This is a genomic window from Thalassotalea sp. Y01, assembly GCF_012932945.1.
In the GTDB taxonomy this organism is placed as follows: domain Bacteria; phylum Pseudomonadota; class Gammaproteobacteria; order Enterobacterales; family Alteromonadaceae; genus Thalassotalea_A.
This window is the reverse complement of record NZ_JABBXG010000002.1, coordinates 64639-80950: the sequence shown is the minus strand read 5'-3', so window position 1 is coordinate 80950 and position 16312 is coordinate 64639. Positions and strand designations below refer to the sequence as shown.

15 protein-coding genes are annotated in these 16312 nt (G+C 43.0%); all 15 read right to left on the bottom strand.

Going from position 1 to position 16312, the window contains the following annotated elements:
- Window positions 1-7: 7 nt before the first annotated feature.
- Window positions 8-1120 carry an efflux RND transporter periplasmic adaptor subunit gene (locus HII16_RS03170; RefSeq protein ID WP_169127425.1) on the bottom strand — a complete coding sequence of 371 codons (1113 nt, stop codon included), beginning with the start codon at window positions 1118-1120 and terminating at the stop codon, window positions 8-10.
- Between the two features lie 249 nt (window positions 1121-1369).
- Window positions 1370-2842, bottom strand: coding sequence for a BatD family protein (locus HII16_RS03165; protein ID WP_169127423.1), 1473 nt, complete (start codon window positions 2840-2842; stop codon window positions 1370-1372).
- The gene (locus HII16_RS03160) at window positions 2835-3623 is read right to left on the bottom strand and encodes a hypothetical protein (protein ID WP_169127421.1); all 789 of its coding nucleotides are present in this window, start codon (window positions 3621-3623) and stop codon (window positions 2835-2837) included. The genes HII16_RS03165 and HII16_RS03160 overlap by 8 nt, the downstream gene beginning before the upstream one ends.
- Window positions 3617-4594 (bottom strand): VWA domain-containing protein, encoded by a 978-nt coding sequence (locus tag HII16_RS03155; RefSeq protein WP_169127419.1) that lies wholly within the window; start codon window positions 4592-4594, stop codon window positions 3617-3619. The genes HII16_RS03160 and HII16_RS03155 overlap by 7 nt, the downstream gene beginning before the upstream one ends.
- A 1-nt stretch (window position 4595) precedes the next feature.
- Window positions 4596-5594: a VWA domain-containing protein gene (locus HII16_RS03150; protein WP_169127417.1), complete on the bottom strand. Its 999-nt coding sequence runs from the start codon at window positions 5592-5594 to the stop codon at window positions 4596-4598.
- Complete coding sequence (locus HII16_RS03145) at window positions 5587-6060, bottom strand: DUF4381 domain-containing protein (RefSeq protein ID WP_169127415.1); 474 nt, start codon at window positions 6058-6060, stop codon at window positions 5587-5589. The genes HII16_RS03150 and HII16_RS03145 overlap by 8 nt, the downstream gene beginning before the upstream one ends.
- A 34-nt stretch (window positions 6061-6094) precedes the next feature.
- The gene (locus HII16_RS03140; protein ID WP_348981382.1) at window positions 6095-7036 is read right to left on the bottom strand and encodes a DUF58 domain-containing protein; all 942 of its coding nucleotides are present in this window, start codon (window positions 7034-7036) and stop codon (window positions 6095-6097) included.
- 11 nt (window positions 7037-7047) lie between these two features.
- On the bottom strand, window positions 7048-8016 hold the full coding sequence (locus HII16_RS03135; protein ID WP_169127413.1) for a MoxR family ATPase: 969 nt from the start codon (window positions 8014-8016) through the stop codon (window positions 7048-7050).
- A gap of 196 nt (window positions 8017-8212) precedes the next feature.
- On the bottom strand, window positions 8213-10450 hold the full coding sequence (locus HII16_RS03130; RefSeq protein ID WP_348981381.1) for a multiheme c-type cytochrome: 2238 nt from the start codon (window positions 10448-10450) through the stop codon (window positions 8213-8215).
- Window positions 10451-10591: 141 nt separating this feature from the next.
- Complete coding sequence (gltS, locus tag HII16_RS03125; protein WP_211183380.1) at window positions 10592-11821, bottom strand: sodium/glutamate symporter; 1230 nt, start codon at window positions 11819-11821, stop codon at window positions 10592-10594.
- A gap of 222 nt (window positions 11822-12043) precedes the next feature.
- Window positions 12044-12193 (bottom strand): hypothetical protein, encoded by a 150-nt coding sequence (locus tag HII16_RS03120; RefSeq protein ID WP_169127409.1) that lies wholly within the window; start codon window positions 12191-12193, stop codon window positions 12044-12046.
- Window positions 12194-12396: 203 nt separating this feature from the next.
- Window positions 12397-13110 carry a dethiobiotin synthase gene (gene bioD, locus HII16_RS03115; RefSeq protein ID WP_169127407.1) on the bottom strand — a complete coding sequence of 238 codons (714 nt, stop codon included), beginning with the start codon at window positions 13108-13110 and terminating at the stop codon, window positions 12397-12399.
- A 56-nt stretch (window positions 13111-13166) separates the two neighbouring features.
- A complete protein-coding gene (bioC, locus tag HII16_RS03110; protein WP_169127405.1) occupies window positions 13167-13961 on the bottom strand; it encodes a malonyl-ACP O-methyltransferase BioC in 795 nt (264 codons plus the stop codon).
- On the bottom strand, window positions 13946-15115 hold the full coding sequence (locus HII16_RS03105) for an 8-amino-7-oxononanoate synthase (protein ID WP_169127402.1): 1170 nt from the start codon (window positions 15113-15115) through the stop codon (window positions 13946-13948). Before HII16_RS03105 ends, bioC begins: the two co-directional genes overlap by 16 nt.
- 2 nt (window positions 15116-15117) lie before the next feature.
- A complete protein-coding gene (gene bioB / locus HII16_RS03100; RefSeq protein WP_169127400.1) occupies window positions 15118-16173 on the bottom strand; it encodes a biotin synthase BioB in 1056 nt (351 codons plus the stop codon).
- Window positions 16174-16312: the final 139 nt, after the last annotated feature.

Here is a 16312-nt window from a genome sequence, read left to right as displayed (position 1 = left end):
TATTGCCTTAGTGAGTCTCAGTTGCATCCATAATTCTTACTTGTTGATTCTCACTAAGTGAATTAACCCCTGCGACAACGATCCATTCACCTTGGTTAATGCCTCTGGCTACTTTTATGCCAAAGTCTGTTGGTCGTAACACTTCGACTTCACGTTTTTCAAGGACGCCCTCGTTTACGACCCAAACATAGCTTTGTTCCATATCGCCTATTGAAAATAATGCGGTAGCCGGAATATCGATGCCGGTATAGACAGACTCTTCAGGCAATGTAGCTTTGATGTATGCCTTGCCAGCCATACCAGGTAAAACCTCAATGGCGTTGTTATCTTCTAAATTTAACGTTACTGGGTAGGTCCTGGTACTGCGGGACGCTTCCCGACCAACTTCTACTACTGTTGCAGCAAAACTTGCATCCGGGTTTACATCAAACACCACTCGCGCTTCTTCAACCATACTGGCATAACCAATCAAGCGTTCTGGAACTTCAAACTCAAACTCCATAGAGTTTCTGTTTATCAAACGTAAAATACCCTGCTTAGCAATGATGGTTTCAAACGCTTCTGCGTATGTTGCCACGACTTCGCCATCAAATGGAGCGAGTAATTGCGCGTATGAAAGTTGGTCCATGGCAAGTTGTAGCGATGCTTCGGCGCTATTTTTGGCAGCATATGTGATGGCATCTTCAGCTTGGGCTTTATCTACCATTGATTGACTAATGACGCCTGGCTCCTTTTCTTGAATTTCTAATAGACGTCTGTAGTTTCGCGCAGCATCTTGATTGGCGGCTGTGGCTTCAGCCAACAATCCTTGCGCAACTCGCACGCTATTTTGGTAATCGGTAGCATCAAGGGTAGCCATAACATCGCCCTTTTTGACCATGTCACCTGATTTAACGATAAGGGTTTCAACTTGACCAGATACTCGAAAAGACAAGGTTGCTTCATCTACAGCTTTGGCTTTACCGGGGAATGCACGTTTTTCAAGGCCACTTAACGCACCGATTTGTACCGCTTTGACTTTTTTAATGACCCGTTTTTTTTCAAGCGGTTGTTCGCAGCCGACTAAAAACAAAAGACCAATGATGTATAGCATACTAGGATGTATAAATGTCGACTTCACTGCTTACCCCTCATTTGTTGTGACTCCCAAGATAAGGATTTTGTCGTAGAGAGCTGGATTAACGTTAAGCGTTAACACTATGTTCCTATTAGCGAAAACGCTGAATGACTTTAAGCTTAGCGCAATCGTCCGCATTTGCTATAAGAATAAGCTTTATGGTGATTTTTTAATGGTGAAAGACGGCGCTGTCAATGTTTAGCCAACGCTGAAAAGCCAATATTTCCTACCGTATAAAATATCAGCCAGTGGCTAACACGGATTGATATTGATTGGCGCTGATGGTTTTGCCGACAGCTTAAGTTTATTGTGATTATCTATCAATGACAGTAAATGTTTGGCGTCACTGATGCTGATTGTATGTTGTTTATGGGGGGGGCGACGTTCTTGAACTGAGCTAACTTGACTTGATCGCGCAAAACCGTTTGCCAATAGTTTTTCTACCGTCTGTAAGGCGTGTTCGTTGTTGTATTGACGAAAGTGCGCTCTGAGTACCACGTTAGCCTCTTTGTCTGCAGTACAAGAGGCCAATTTATCAAGATTTTTTGCATTGCTTATCGCCGCTAAAGTGACAGATAAAGGCGCTGACTTCACACTCTGTTGACGAAAATCTGTATGGCTATTAACTATCTGATAAAGCATCTCGCAGGCAAGAGTAAAATTTTGTTCAGTCACGGCAGTCAAAAACAGGGCTTTTCGTTGACGATAGCCAAGCTTAGTGATGCGCTGATAAGCTCTCTGCAACCAATGTCGACGAACATACAGCCAATACAAAATACTGAGCACAATGAGCGCTAAGAAAAATCCCGTAACAAGCGTCATTAAATTGACGTCCATTAGGGTGTGTTTTAGCGATTTAATTTGCGATCTATGTCCGGCAACGACTTCTTCTGATACAGACCAGCTTTGTGCCTTAATAACCTGCGTTTCAAGACGGTTAGTGCTTAGGTTCCACCAATAAAACACTTGCTCTGGGACTGTATATTGGCCTTTTTCTTCAAAGATAAAATTGACTTGCTCTGTACGGAATCCTGTCAATATATTACGATTATTTTCATCATTTAAAACCGGCTTATTACGGTATACCCCTAAACCGGTTAACGATATTGTTTTGGCTTTAGGTAACATCATTGCTGGCACCCCAGCGGCTTTAAACTGATAACGCTGAGTAACCGCTTCACCTATTTTGTAGACTTTGTCCTGTTCAAACTCTCCACTTACCTGCAGCTCAAAATTATCACTGACAACATACTCATCTATGCCGTTAAGCGCCTCTGGTAATATCACTTCAAATTCAATGGGCTTGGTTGTTACTTGACCTTTAACCACTCCTTGTTCACTATTAACAGCCACATTAACGATAATAGGCGGTAGCTCATAAATCCCCGCTTCCATTGGAAATAATGTGATCTCTCGGATTTGACTGGCATAGGTTTGGCCATTTTTTCGTACCGAACTGTTGGTAGCCTGCGAGTCTAACGATAGCTTAACAATACCCGACATTTCAAAGTCTTCGATTGAATTACCACTGGCAAACCACCTATCCGTTTGATATTCGATCAATATCGTTACCGCTTGTTTAGCAATAATGGGTTGTTTATTTTTAAGTGTTGCGGTGACAAAAAGTTTTTCTTGCTGCAGCAACTCTTCGATGCTTGCAGCCATAGTTTGCGAGCAACATATACACAGGAACAAACTAACAAGAATTTGAGACCAGTTATTCATTTTCGGTCTCCTCTGCTCCGGAGCTTGTGCTAATGCTTGGTTTCGTGACTTGTTGGTTAGTTAATTGCGATTGGAATTTATTCGATAAAAAACGAGCAGGATTTTTTTGCACTTGTCGCAACCACATTTCATTTAGCTTGGCATCATTTAACAATTGCTCAGCAGACATAGTTTCTATTTCCACCTGTCTAGCCTCTTTCTTCTCAGCCCCCTCTGCTCGTTGTGGTTCATCACCCAACTCTTTTGGTGAATCACCTTCTTCTGGTTGTTGAGATTCTGACATCAAATTGATTGAATCAATAATATCCTGGACGATTTTTAGGTTATGTTGTGCACCTAGATGCGTTGCCTGTTGTTCTAATATCGCGGTATATACTTGTCGCGCCTCTACATAACGTTGCGCATGTGCCATAGCATTGGCTCGTGCCAACATATCGTCTAGGTCGGTATATTGACTGTATATTATCGCCGCTTTATCAAATTCTTGTGCACCGTATAAACTGTATGCCTGCCAACGGCTGTTACTAAATTTACTGGCGGCGTGCTGATATTGTTTAAATTGAAACAATAACTGACCTTGTTGATCGCGCGTTAACCACCAACTGCTAAATTGATGAGGATTAAACGCTGCATAAGCCAGCACAAGTGCCAGAGTTAACCAAGCCAATTTGTTACGCTCAGAACGCACACGACGCAGCAAAGCATGTCGTTTGCACCAGTTATCTACAATGGCGAGCATCGATTCAATATGATCGGTTAGTTTGAGTAACTTGTTTACCATTGCAATGTCCAACCTCTTCGAAACCAAAGCAAGTACACAAAGGCGACAATAAACACTAATGGATAGCCAGAGTCATACCAAGGCGTGGTTTGATCATCGATAATAACCAAATTATTATTAATATAACCATTTACTTGTTTGATATCAGACTGATCATGACTCATCATCTTTAATCTACCGCCTTTAGCAGACGATAATTGCTGTAATTGTTCAAGTTGCATGGGTATTAAGCTTGAGCCACTTTCAATATTGTCTATTTTACTGGCATCCCCTATCGCCCAGACAATCAATTGATGCGAATTGCTGCTAAAGAAATCCTCAAACGCGGTCGTTGCTTGCTCATTTGCACCGTCACCGATAAGTAAAATCGTACCTGGAACGCCTGTTGGTTCAAGTAATGCTTTTGCTAAGGGCAAAATTTGCTGCGGTGCCTTGCCGGTAATTGGCATCATGTTTGTGTCAAGCGCATCGAGAAAATGCGAGATCATATCTTTGTCATTGGTTACCGGCATAACAATATGAGCACTGCCTGAATAGGCGATTAATGCCGTGTTACTATCACCTCTTAGTTCTAATAGTTCACTGATCTTTTGTTTGGCTCTAACTAGCCTACTCGGTTGTACGTCACTTTGTTGCATGGTTTCTGACACGTCTATGGCAATGACTAATGCCGATTTATCTTCGGTAAATGGTGATGGCTGCTGAGTCCAACTTGGTCCCGCCAGAATTATGGTAATGATCACCGCGACCAACCACGAAGCGCGCTGGGGAGAAAACCAACGTTGGTTATTACCGGCAACGGTTAAATGCTCTAAGATTTGCGTTGACATAAGCCCGCGCCATGCACCGAGACTGTCGTCACGTTGATACAAACTGTGCATCACCCAAAATATTGGTAGTAGTAACAATAGCCATATTGGACGTAAAAAATGAAAATATTGTAAGCGCAGCAGTTCAGCGTAGAGATCCATATTAACTGACCTCCTCATTGACCACTTGCGTACGTTTTATTCTGAAAGCAACCACCGACAAGGACATTAGATATACTATGGCCAGTAATGCGATTGGGTAAAAATGAACGCTACGACGTGGACGATATGATAATGAATCAAATAACTGCGGTTCGAGCTCGTCAATCTGTTGATATACCTGCTCAAGTTCAGCGCGATTTAAGGCTTGATAGCTTTTACCACCGGTTATGTCAGAAACCTTGTTGATGATGTCCATATCAACTTTTTCTTCACCGACGGCACTTGGGTCGCCTATTGCAATGGCGTATATTTTTATATGGTAGGCCGCTGCGACTTTAGCGGCATCGACAGGTGGCACCTTCGAACCGTTATCATTGCCATCGGTCAACGCGATCAGCACGCGATTTTCGGTAGCAGAGTTTTCAAACACCGAAATTGCCAAACCTATGGCGTCGCCAAACGCCGTACTTGGCCCAGCCATACCGATATCTGACTCATTGAGTAAGGTCATCCAGGTATCTATATCATCGGTAAACGGCGCTTGAAGGTAAGGCGCATCGCCAAATAAGATCAAGCCTAAACGATCACCCTCTCTATTTTGAACGAATTCCTGTAATACCCGTTTTACCGCCGTAAGCCTGTCGACCGTTTGTTGTTGCTCATTGCTGAAATGTTCTACCGACATAGATCCCGATAAATCGACGGCGATCATTAAATCTCGTGCAGATTTTTCCTGAGTTATCGGCGCACCGATGATTTCAGGTTTGGCCATGGCAACCACCAAACAAAGCCATGTTAACGCGACAATAATACGTTGTAAGGTTTTTCGAGAGATGATGACAGCGCCAGTTTGTGGTGTTTCGCCCGTAACATTAACCAGTCGTACAAAATAGGGAATCTGCACTGAATGTTTGCGTTCTTTATGCGCCGGTGCTAACCAGTAAATTAGCACCGGAATGACTAGCAAGACAAACGCCCATGGGTACGCAAATTCAAGCATGACGTTGTCCGTGATTTGCGATCCAGTTCTCGGTTTGCAATAGCAAGGTTTGCATTTGCTGCTTACTAATATCAAGTCTTGGCGCGTGCGCGAGCTGGCGCAATAAATGAGGGCAAGTTTCTCTAAAACGACTGTTTTGGCAATGCTCATCAAGCCACACTTCCCATTCATCATCTTTGACGTTGTTTACTTCTATCCGAGAAAAGTGATGCAGCGCAGCGGTTTTGATTAATGCGGGGATTTGCCGATACCCTGTTGCCACGTTATCCTCTCGATATGTTGGCAATTGCTCAATCCAGGCTAAGGCGTCACGTCGATAGGCATTGCGCTTATAATCAATAAGTTTTCGGTATGCGGCCCTACTCAATATAAATAAAAGTACCAGTGCTACTGCAAGCCAGCCGGGAGTTTGCGGCAACCAACTAATCGCCTCAGGAGATGCTGTTTCGACAAGCTCTTTTAACATGTAATTACCCCAAGGGGCGTCAAAACTAACCAAGTTATTGCCCTCCGAGCGCTTTGTACAATTGCTTTTCAGCGGGTTGCAAAGTGTCAATCGAAATCAATGGAATGCGGTATTTGCGCGCAAACAGACTGTAAGCATTCAGTTGTTGTTGCAAACTATCTTTGTATTTATGTTGTATCTGTTTATCCATGCTGGAAAACTGTATTTGTTTTTCTCCATCACTGACCACCATTTGCGACATGCTGGGTAATTGTTGCTCCAAGTGGTCACTGATATGGCAATAGATGATTTCGTTATGCTGGCGTATGGATTTAACCCGTCTTTCTGCACTGTCGCTCCAACCGTAGCCGTCGCCGATAAAAACCACCAGTGCATTTTGACCACACACCTGACTGAGTTTCGCTAACATGTGATCAAATGATTGCTGAGGTTCGACTCTGGACTTACCGACTTTAAGTTCGTTATTGCGTTTCACCACGCTAGATAACAAGTTAACCACGTGCGCTCTTCCCCGTTTAGCGGGAATAAAACTTTGCTTATTGTCGTTATAAACAATGGCGCCAACACGATCACCAGAATCAACCACGCGCCAGGCAAACAAAGCAGCAATTTCTGCCGCGATCACCGATTTCATTTTTCCGGTACTACCAAAAAACATTGAACTGCGTTGATCAATTGCCAAATAGACATTACGTTCGCGTTCTTCGGTATAGACTTTTATGTGCGGCTTGCCAGTGCGACGAGTGACTTTCCAATCCATGGATCTAATATCATCACCCGGCCGATAATGCCGTAACTCTTCAAAATTTAAGCCTCTGCCGCGCAATTTTGAAGCATTGTGGCCGGCTAATACACTGTTGACCGGTTGTTGTGGTAGCAACGAGAAGCCTTTGGCGAGGTATTGCATTCGCCGTAATTGCTCGATACTGGTATAGATGTTTTCTTCAGCAATCGAATGCGAGATTTTAGAAGTCACGGTAATAACCTCTAGGCAACGGACACTTGATTAAGGATTTCATCGATCACCTTGTCTGCGCTGATACCATCCGCCATGGCGTCGTAACTTAAACTTAAACGGTGGCGCAAAACAGAATGAACAATACTGCGCACATCATCGGGGTCAACATACTCTTTGCCCTTTAACCAAGCATGTGCCCTTGCCGCTTTATCTAAGGCAATACTGGCTCGCGGACTGGAGCCGACTTGTATCCAACTATCTAGTGGTGAGTCTTGATAGCGTTGCGGTTTTCTCGTCGCCATAATAATAGCAACGATATAATCGACCATGGCATCACTCATGTGAATATTATGGATTTGTTCTCTGGCTTTAAATATATGCTCGGGGTCTATAGTGGTTGCTGAGTCGTTGGCGCTGCTTTCTTCTGAACGAACCAGCTTAATAATTTGCGCCTCAGCTACGTCATCAGGGTATTCAAGATTGATCTTCATGATGAAGCGATCCATTTGCGCTTCCGGTAACGGATAGGTACCTTCTTGCTCAATTGGGTTTTGAGTGGCTAATACCATAAACAAGTCAGGTAATTTATAAGTCTTACCTGCGACTGTAATTTGTCTTTCCTCCATAGCTTCTAACAAGGCTGCTTGTACTTTAGCGGGCGAGCGGTTTATTTCGTCTGCTAACAACAAGTTATTGAACACAGGTCCTTTTTGGAAGGTCAAAACTGGTTTACCATCCACCTCTTGATACACTTCGGTACCAGTAACATCAGAAGGCAACAAATCAGGGGTAAATTGTACCCGCCCCAATGTCACCGTTAAGGTATTGGCAAGGCTTTTAATAGAGCGCGTTTTTGCTGTACCCGGTAATCCCTCTAATAAGACATTACCATTGGTCAATAATGCCAACAGTAACGCGTCAACTACATGTTCTTGACCAATAACGGACTGTTGAATTTGTTGCTTGAGCTCAAGTATCGCTTGATAACTGTCTGACATGAAAGGACCTCATTCTTGTTAGAGTTCAACATAACGTATCGCCTGTGATGTATAGCAAACTGTTGTAGCCGTCATTAACGACGTTACAACACAATTAAGAATAGATAATAGACAAAGCAAGGCTGAGTTCGCTAAAAAACCATAAACATCTTCAAAAATTACGTTTTTATAAAGAGTTTTATGCGATTAAATGGCGTTACTGCGAATTCACCCTTTGTTGCAATTGTTCAATAACTTGCTGCGGCGCGTATTGCGCTAGCTCTTCAATACATTGCCTGGCAGCAAATGCTTTGGAACGAATTTGCATATCGCACAACGCATACAGATGCTCTGGATTGCGACTGTTCAAAAACGCTTGTCGCAGCATGTTCTGTGCACTTTTGATGTCGGTTTGCTCCAAACTTAAACCATATACGTAAAGGTATTGACCATTGTTAGGTTCTCGTTCGACCGCCATTTGAAAATATTGATTGGCTTTGGTTTTTTGTTGCGCTCGAATATTGGCCAGTCCTAGATTATAGGGTATTTCGGCATTGCGTGGCACCGCTGCAAGCCCTTGCTCTAACACCTCTATCGACTTTTGATGTGCGCCATTTGGATTTTGGCGACGATATACTTCAGCTAAGTTAATGTAGGATCCGGCAAAAACAGGTTCTTGTTTAATGCCCGCCAAAAACATCTGCTCAGACTTTTCCATATCGCCTTGATAACTATATACGGTGCCCAAATTTGAATAAGCAAAACCTCGATCGCGATTATATTCTTGCAGTTTAATGTAGTCATCAAGTGCTGGGGTCATTTGTTGTCGTTGTTCATTGGATAATTGCGACCAAAAACGTACTAAGCTATAGGCGGCTTCAGCTCGTACTGCTAGTACCTTGTCGTCTAATAATGGCGCTATGATTCGCCACAGTTTATTTAACTCAAGTCCAGCAGCACCGCGAATGGCACCAAACCGAATGTTACTATCAGGATCTTTTACCCCACGCGCAATGGCTATCATGGTATTGGTATTATTAAAGGCTGCCATACGTTCGAGTGCAGAGGCGCGAATGATGTTGGCATTTTGTTTATTTTGCGATACATGAGATAAGGCATCCGCCGCTTGCGGCATGCCCACATCCGCTGCAGCAAATACCGGGGCAAAGTGGCGTTCACTGGTGATGACAGAATTGGGGTACCAATTATTGACCTGCTCTAACGACCATTGGCTGTTTTTATCGTCATGACAATCAAGACAGGTATCTTTGACTCCGAGGTTTACGGCAAAGTCCGGTCTTGGGATGTGCCAACCGTGATCCCGTCTGGGGTCTATTTGCATATAGGTGGTCTCTGCCATGTGGCAATTTACACACTGGCTACCAGCGCTGTCCTTAGGGTGTTTGTGATGCGCAGTATCGTTGTATGTTTGAGATTCATGACACTGCAGACATACAACTTCTTGCGGCATTATCAGCTTAGCGCTATGGGGATCGTGACAATTACTGCACACCACACCTTTGGCACTCATCTTACTTTGTAAAAATGAACCATAGACATAGTTTTCATCATATATCTGCCCATCAGGGTAATATAACGCAGCGTTAATTAAACTTAGGATATAGCGTTGCCCCAGCTCTTTATTGCTTACATGGTCTTCACCGCTGATTTGTACATGACGACTATGACATTGCGCGCAAACTAGGGTTTGTTGGCTTTCATTAATCGATTTTGGTTGTAAGGTGCTAACGTTATCCTGTTTTATCCACTCACTTACCGATTTGACAACCGTGCGATCAAAGCCTTTTAGTGGCGTATTTTTATCTTGCGTTTGGCTCCAGGTAATATGTTCACTAGCTGGACCGTGACAGGCTTCACAACCAACGTTTATTTCATCGAATGTGGTGTTATAGGTATTTGTTTTTGCGTCAAAGTTCTTTTTTACATTGGTTGAGTGGCAATCGGCACACATGTAATTCCAATTTTGCCCGGTATTGGTCCAAAAAAACTCTTCTCGATGATCGGTAAATTGCGGATATAGGTGAAACCAACGTTGACCGCCGGCAGATTTGGCTCTTGCATCCCATGCAAATGGAATGAGTTGTACCCGGCCATCGTCAAATTCAACCATGTATTGTTGTAATGGGTGAATGCCAAAGGTGTATTTGATCTGATAGTCGTTAAACTTACCATCCGCGCCTTCGATATGAACCCAATATTGCTGCTCACGTTTGAAAAAGCGATTTTCCTTGCCATTAAAGCTTAGCGTGGCATCGCTAAAATCACCCAGCACCGCACCGGGATTGGCATGGCGCATGGCAAGATCATGATGAGACCCTTGCCAGGCTTTGGTTTGCTGTTCATGACAGGTTGCACATTGCTGGGTGCCAACGTAGTCGGCAGCCTGAGTAGCTGTTGATAAAAACAACCACAAGGCACATAAACTATGCGTCACACTTCTACCCGTCATATACATAGCACTCCAGTGAACATCATTGGTTCGAGAGACTACACACTTCTCGATTTATTTTAATAAGATACGCTAACTATCTTAATTTTATACCATTTTTAAACAATCAGGAAAATCTCCAAGCCGTTAAAAACTACTCAAAAAGAACGGTATGATCAGTGCGTTGGCTAAGTCTATAAAGAACGCACAGACCAAAGGAACAACGATAAAGGCCAGCGTTGATGTGCCGTAACGTTTCGATACGGCGGACATATTTGCCATTGCCGTTGGCGTAGAGCCCAACGAAATACCGCCAAAACCAGAGCATATCACCGCGGCATCATAGTTTTTGCCCATCACCTTAAAGACAATAAAGATATTGATAAAAATCGCCACCACAAATTGTGCCAATAAAATCGACATGATTGGACCGGCTAAGTCGACCAATGCCCACAATTGCATACTCATTAACGACATCGCTAAGAAGGTACCCAATGACATGTCAGCAATTAATTGAATGGCCGGTGACCGACTCGGCCATTCAAGACCACTAATACGAGGGTATTTCTTCGGCATAATGTTAGTCACAATAATACCGGCAAATAAACAGGTAACAAATAACGGTAACTGCAAGCCCGCTTGCTCGATAACCTCATTTAGAATAATACCTAAGAAAGCACAAATATGAATGGCTAATATGGCATCAAGAAAGGCATGAGAATCAATACTACTATTGTGCTTTGGATCATCGTCGGTACTAAGCGAAGTATCTTCTTCATTTGGGGTTAAATTGTGTTTTTTAATTAGGTATTTCGCAATTGGACCACCCATCAAGCTTGCCAAAATCAAACCGAATGTAGCACATGCAATACCTATTTCCATGGCGCTTTCTACGCCATAATCTGAGGCAATTCTTGGTGACCAAGCGATGGCGGTACCGTGACCACCGATTAACGACACACTGCCGCCTAGCACACCAACCGCTGAGTCCATATCAAATAGCCTCGCAATGGTAATACCGGTGAGGTTTTGCACAAAGATATAACCAACCGTTACGGTTAACAGAATCAGCAGAGGTATGCCGCCTTTAAGTAAATCTTTGAGGTTGGCGTTAATGCCTATGGTAGTGAAGAAGTAGACCAGCAATACATCTCTGGAATATAGGTCAAAGGTTACTTCGATATCCGCTATTAAATAGACTAAGGTAAAAATAACCGAAAATAGAATACCGCCAGTAACCGGCTCTGGAATACTAAATTCGCGTAAAAAGCCAACTTTTTGATTTAAGCGTTTACCAACAAATAACACCAATATGCCAAAGCTAACAGCATGAAAACCATTAAATGCTAATATGCCGTCGATAAATTCAATACCCATCCAAGTACTCCACTCCAAGAGATTCGTTAACCCTTTAATTTGTAGATGAATTTGTCGCTAAGGGCAACTAAATACAAGATAAACATGGTAATAACAACAGCGCTTGGTGATTTACAACGTCGCTGCATTTACATTGGAACTGGGAGGTAGAAAGAAAGATGACTAATTATTTATAACAACAAAGTTAGCAAGATAGATAACCTTGCTCGGCTAGGTGTCAGGTTAATCGGTATATAGACTGACACCGGCAGCAGCAAAGACAAGCGCAAGACTGATATCGTTTGGGCTGGTCGTATATAAGGATATGCAACCTAAAATAACAATGATCTTACTGATTAAATGGACTTTGTTTTTAAACATGGTTAGCTTCATTTTAATACTCCGCATAAATTCGTAACGGATATGTAAAGCTATTGTAATCAAAACGCCTGATGATAAATATGACTAATTTGTAACATCAAACCTGGCAACTGCCTTTAAACTTGGCAGCTGTGCGACTTTAAGCTCGCTTTTAAATTGGCTTTAGCGGCAGTTGTTTTTGCTATTCGAGGTGTATGCTGTGCCCTAGTCTAAATTTAGCTTTGCGATGCATTTGCGCTTGTGTCAATTCTAGAATCGAGCAATTCATATTGAATACAACTTATAGCGTCTGCGACGTTTTCTACGTAGCCAATATCAGCCAATAAAGGTGCATCAAATAAGCGCGTTAACTCGGCGATATTCTCTTCAATATAGGGCATTGCCGGCTGCGTTAACCGATTTGCTACCCAACCGACAACGTTCAAGCCGTCAGCTTTAATCGCTTGATACGTTAATAACGCGTGGTTTAAACAGCCAAGTTTCATGCCAACAACCATAATGACTTGCATATCTTCGGCGATAGCAAATTCGGCCAATGACTCGCCATTGCCTAGTGGTAACCGCCAACCACCAGCCCCTTCGGTAACGATAAAGTCAGCTCGCTTTGTCGTTAATGATTGAAAATGTTGTTGGATTTTACTTACCGTGATCGACTCACCAGAGCTGGCTGCGGCAATGTGTGGGGCAATGGGCTCTTGATACGCTATTGGATTAATAGACTGTATGCTCTGTCCCATATTGGCGGCATAAAATAAACTCTTGGCATCGCCATTAACAAGCTCACCATTGACACGCTCACAGCCAGCAGATACGGGTTTAAATGCCTGAACCTTTTTCTGGCGCTGCACTAAGCCTTGGATCAATGCCGTGGCAAACAACGTCTTGCCGGCATCCGTGTCAGTTGCGGTAATAAATAACTTTTGATTCATCGCTTACTACTCTTTGAGCCCTATGGTTTAGGGCTAAGTGATTGAAGGCTTTTGTTTTAAGCTTTACTGGTTAACGGTTTGGTTAAATGAGCTAAACATAACTGGTAGGTCGCGACAATACTGCTATTGTCCACACATATCGCTTCATAAGCGTTGACCATATTAAGCCATGCATGTCGACCTGATAAACCTTTACGAGATTTATCGGCAACGTGATTGGCACCTAGCCCTTTTAATTCACACGCCAAATGTTTAACGCTGTGATAATCGAGTCGCAAAGGATGCTGAACCAGTGAATTGACGCTAAAACAGCTATTGTGTATGTCAGATTCGATATGCTCTAAGCTTTTAAAGTCATTGACATGCTTATCGCAATCGACAACCGACCAGGCTTGTTTAAGCTCGTTCAAGGTACCATCAAGCAAGGTGGTAAAAATAAATCGGCCACCAGGCTTAAGTACTCTGTGCACTTCTTCAAGCAATGCCGAGAAATTGCTGCTCCATTGCACCGCTAAATTTGAGTAAACCACATCGACGCTGTGATCATCAAATGGCAAATGGTGCATATCAGCATGAAACCAACGTATACGTTCATCACGATGTTGGCGCGCGAACTCTAACATGTCTTCTGATAAATCAACGGCGAAAACCGCGTCAAATTTCTGCACCATTATATGGCTAAAGAAGCCAGTACCTGAGCCTAAATCAACAACAGTCAATTGCTCTTCTTCTGGCAGAAATGACAAAATTTGTTGGCCACTGTAGCGCTGTAATCGCGCAGAACTATCGTAAGAGTTACTCGATTTACCAAACGAACGAGCGATTTTTGAATTTTTTACTTTGTCAGGCATGAACCCAACACCTCATTTATATGTTTTGCTAACTCACTGATATCATTATCATTATGGTTTGCATTAATAGTTACGCGTAACCTAGACTTACCATTTTCAACGGTTGGTGGGCGAATTGCTTTAACAAAAAAGCCTCGCTCCAATAACGCTTGTTGACAGTAAAGTGCGTTTTCTTCACTACCACATAATACACCAATAATGGCGCTATCACTGTCAGTGAGTGTAATGTCTGAATCTAGTTTTTGTTTAAAGTCGCGTGTTAATTTCTGCAACTTATCTCGTCGCCAATGTTGTGACTGACAAATCTCGATACTTTTTAATGTCGCTGCGGCTAATGCCGCTGGCATTGCGGTTGAGTAAATATACTCGCGGCTATGATTGGTGACAAAGTCGATAACGTCTTCGCTTGCAACCAATGCCGCACCTTGAGTGCCTAATGCTTTGCCAAAGGTAATAACCTCGATAACATCCGCTGTTTTGTTCACGCCTAAATGATTTAATGTACCACTACCTTGTGGACCTAACACCCCGATACCGTGCGCATCATCAACATATACGTTGACGCCATGTTGTTTACATAACGCTGTGATCTCCGTACATGGTGCGATGTCACCATCCATACTGTATACCCCTTCAACAACAACGGTTTTGCTGTCGGCTGTCGAGCGGCTAAGTAAGGTTTGCAATCGTTGCATATCATTGTGTAAAAAACGCTTACTTTGCGCTTTTGACAAGAAGGCACCATCAATTAACGACGCATGACTTAATTTATCTAGAAAATAATCACATTGTGGCTGACCGAGTGCGTGCAATACTCCGCTATTGGCTGCGAAACCGCTGTTAAACAGCAACGCCTTAGGATGCCCTAACCAATCTGCGATGTGTTCTTGCAACTGTGCGTGAATCGACGAAAAACCACTTATCAAGCTGGCGGATCCAGAACCGCTACCGTGGCTATTAACAACATCAATAAACGCTTTTTTAACGTCACTGTTGCTGGCAATGCCAAGGTAATCGTTACTGCTAAAATTAAGTAAGGCTTGATCATCAATAGTGATCAATCGACCTACATTATTAGCAACGGTCGTTGTTTGTCGATAACGCCCTTGTTTGTGCAATTGCAGTAAGGCATTTTCTATAAAATGAAACGCCATAATTAACCTGCGTTGTAAAACAAGTCCTTGTTTTTCTGATCAACAATGGCGGTATGAATATCCATTTCTTGCTGCGCTTGCTCAGCTTCGGTGCTGGCTTGTACGCGTTCAGTGTTAATGCCAAGTTTCTTAAACAACGCCATATCACTGTCGGCTTCAGGGTTACCCGTGGTAAGCAACTTGCAACCGTAAAAGATTGAATTAGCACCAGCCATAAAACACATGGCTTGCATTTGTTCATTCATCGCTTCGCGACCTGCGGATAGACGTACATGGGATTTTGGCATCATAATGCGCGCTACAGCGATACAACGGATAAAATCAAAGTGATCTAAGTCATCAACATCCGCTAGTGGCGTGCCTTCGATTTTTACCAACATATTAATTGGTACACTGTCAGGGTGTTTTTCTAAGTTTGCTAATTGCATCAATAACGAGGCGCGATCAACCGCGTTTTCGCCTAGACCAACAATACCACCACTACACACTTTCATGCCGCTGTTGCGAACGTTGTCGAGGGTATCAAGTCGGTCTTGATAGGTTCTGGTAGTGATGATTTGGTTATAATGCTCAGGCGAGGTATCCAAGTTATGGTTGTAATAATCTAAACCGGCTTCTTGCAATGTATCGGCCTGCTCTTTTGATAACATACCTAACGTCATACAGGTTTCCATACCAAGCTCACGCACACCTTTAACCATGCTAACGATATGTGGCATATCGCGGTTTTTAGGGTTACGCCAACCGGCACCCATACAAAAACGTGTCGAACCTTGCGCTTTCGCTTTTTTCGCTGCTTCTAATACCTTTTCGACTTCCATGAGTTTTTCTTTATCGACATCGGTACTGTAACGCGCGCTTTGGGAACAATATTTACAATCTTCTGGGCAGGCACCGGTTTTTATCGACAACAAGGTACTAACTTGCACTTCATTAGGGTTAAAGTGTTGACGATGAACAGTTTGCGCTTGAAACATTAAATCGTTAAAAGGCATGTCAAACAATGCATTAACTTGAGCAAGCGTCCAGTTGTTGCGAATATCAGAATGTGTGGACATAGCGGAATGTACCCCTGGGTAATAATTTATCGTTGTAATGCAATACACATATTCACTGTATTTAGCGCGTTTAGCTGTGTTTGTTTGAGAATATTGCAATTGCTTTTATAAGGCGCTAGTCTAGCCCTCTTACCTAAGC

Excerpts from the sequence above, each read along its gene's own strand:
- HII16_RS03135 (WP_169127413.1), bottom strand. The coding sequence starts at position 8,016 with ATGTCAGACAGTTATCAAGCGATACTTGAGCTCAAGCAACAAATTCAA.
- HII16_RS03150 (WP_169127417.1), bottom strand. The coding sequence starts at position 5,594 with ATGCTTGAATTTGCGTACCCATGGGCGTTTGTCTTGCTAGTCATTCCG.
- HII16_RS03165 (WP_169127423.1), bottom strand. The coding sequence starts at position 2,842 with ATGAATAACTGGTCTCAAATTCTTGTTAGTTTGTTCCTGTGTATATGT.
- HII16_RS03145 (WP_169127415.1), bottom strand. The coding sequence starts at position 6,060 with ATGTTAAAAGAGCTTGTCGAAACAGCATCTCCTGAGGCGATTAGTTGG.
- HII16_RS03160 (WP_169127421.1), bottom strand. The coding sequence starts at position 3,623 with ATGGTAAACAAGTTACTCAAACTAACCGATCATATTGAATCGATGCTC.
- bioC (WP_169127405.1), bottom strand. The coding sequence starts at position 13,961 with ATGCCTGACAAAGTAAAAAATTCAAAAATCGCTCGTTCGTTTGGTAAA.
- gltS (WP_211183380.1), bottom strand. The coding sequence starts at position 11,821 with ATGGGTATTGAATTTATCGACGGCATATTAGCATTTAATGGTTTTCAT.
- HII16_RS03105 (WP_169127402.1), bottom strand. The coding sequence starts at position 15,115 with ATGGCGTTTCATTTTATAGAAAATGCCTTACTGCAATTGCACAAACAA.
- bioD (WP_169127407.1), bottom strand. The coding sequence starts at position 13,110 with ATGAATCAAAAGTTATTTATTACCGCAACTGACACGGATGCCGGCAAG.
- HII16_RS03155 (WP_169127419.1), bottom strand. The coding sequence starts at position 4,594 with ATGGATCTCTACGCTGAACTGCTGCGCTTACAATATTTTCATTTTTTA.
- bioB (WP_169127400.1), bottom strand. The coding sequence starts at position 16,173 with ATGTCCACACATTCTGATATTCGCAACAACTGGACGCTTGCTCAAGTT.
- HII16_RS03120 (WP_169127409.1), bottom strand. The coding sequence starts at position 12,193 with ATGAAGCTAACCATGTTTAAAAACAAAGTCCATTTAATCAGTAAGATC.